The organism is Methylobacterium sp. D53M, assembly GCF_053345625.1.
This window is the reverse complement of sequence record NZ_JBKFAL010000073.1, coordinates 1-1,782: the sequence shown is the minus strand read 5'-3', so window position 1 is coordinate 1,782 and position 1,782 is coordinate 1. Positions and strand designations below refer to the sequence as shown.

1 protein-coding gene is annotated in these 1,782 nt (G+C 77.9%); it reads left to right on the top strand.

Annotated elements, in window-relative coordinates; genetic code table 11:
* A partial coding sequence (locus ACLBYG_RS31530; RefSeq protein ID WP_447684079.1) for a condensation domain-containing protein occupies positions 1-1,782 on the top strand: 1,782 nt, incomplete at both ends.

The following is a 1,782-nucleotide window of genomic DNA, read 5'->3' as shown; positions in this document are numbered from 1 at the left end:
CTCCAGCTCGTCGCCCGCGCCCGGGAGAGCGGCCTCGCACTGACGCCGCGGGACGTCTTCACCCACCCGCGCCTCGCCGCCCTGGCGGCGCATCTCGACGCGGCCCCGGACAGCGCGGCCGCGCCGGCCCCCCAGGTCGACCCGGCGCGCGAGGCCGGTCCGGTTCCCCTCACCCCGATCCAGCGCCGGTTCCTCGACGGTCCCGTCCCGAACCGGCAGCACTGGAACCAGGCGATCGTGCTCGCGCCCCGGGCACCCCTCGACCCGGGCCGCCTCGCGGAAGCGCTCGCGGCCGTCGAGGCCGCCCATCCCGCGCTGCGCCTGCGCTTCGCTCGGGACGCGCACGGGGCCTGGACCCAGACCTGCCGGGCACCGGGGCAGGAGCCCCCGCTGTGGCGGCGCGCGGCGGACGGTGCGCCGGCCTTCGCGGCCCTCGCCGCGCAAGCCCAGACGAGCCTCGACCTCGCCGAAGGGCCGGTCTGGCGGGCCGTGCACGTCACCCTGCCGGCGGACGGGACCGAGCGGCTCCTCCTCGTCGCCCACCACCTCGTGGTCGACGCCATGTCGTGGCGCATCCTGATCCAGGACCTCGCGGCGGCCCTCGCCGGGCGGCCGCTCGCGCCCCCGCCGACGAGCTTCCCGGGCTGGGCCCGCAGCCTCGACGTCCTGGCCCGGCACCCCGGACATGCCGGGCGCCGCGAATCCTGGCTGGCCGGCTGGCAGGCCGGGGGGCCGTGCCTCGATGCCGCGTTGCGGCCGGTCCGGCCCGACGCCCCCAACGTCGAATCCGCCCAGACCGAGATCGCCGACAGCCTCGACGCCGACGCCACCGACGCCTTCCTGCGCCGGGCGGGCCGGCCCTACCGCACGCACCCCGACGAGATCCTGCTCACCGCCCTGTCGATCGCGCTGGCGCGGCGCGGCGACGGGACGGCGGTGGGCGTGACCCTCGAGCGCCACGGTCGCGATGCCGACGCCCTGGCCGACGCGCTCGCTGAACCCCTCTCAGAACTCTTCCCCGAACCCCTCTCCGACGCGCAGGACGGCCCGACCCTGCCCCGCCACGACCTGAGCCGGACGGTGGGCTGGTTCACCACGCTGGTGCCGCTGCGGCTCGATCCCCTCGGCGGCGAACCGGACCTGCCGCCGGACGACGCCGCCCGCGGCCACGCCCTCGGTGCTGCTCTCTGCCGGGTCAAGGAAGCCCGCCGCGCCCTGCCCCAGCCCGACCTCAGCCACGACCTCCTGCGCCACGGCCCCGCAGCGGACCTGCGCCACCGCATCGCCGCGGCACCCGAGCCCGGCATCCTCCTCAACTACCTCGGCCAGATCGACGCCGACCGCGCCGACCCCGACGCGCCCTTCGCCCTCGCCCCCGAGAGCGCGGGGCCCATGCGCGACCCACACAGCCCCGCGGGCGCCGAGCTCACCCTCACCGCCCTCGTGCGCGACGGCCGCCTCAACCTCGCCTGGCGCTTCAGCCCCGACCGCCACGACCCCGCCGCCATCGCCGCCATCGCCCGCGACACCCGGCACACCCTCCAGGCCCTCGTCGCCCACTGCGCCGACCCGGGCACCCCGCGCCGGCCCACCCCCGCCGACCTGCCCCTCGCCCGCCTCGACCAACCCGGCCTCGACGCACTCCTCGCCGGCCACGCCCTGGCCCCAGACAGCCTCGCCGACCTCTACCCGCTCACCCCCCTGCAGGAGGGTCTGCTCTTCCACGCCCGCCTCGCCCCCGGGGACGCGGCCTACCGCAACCAGGTCCGCCTCGACCTCGAG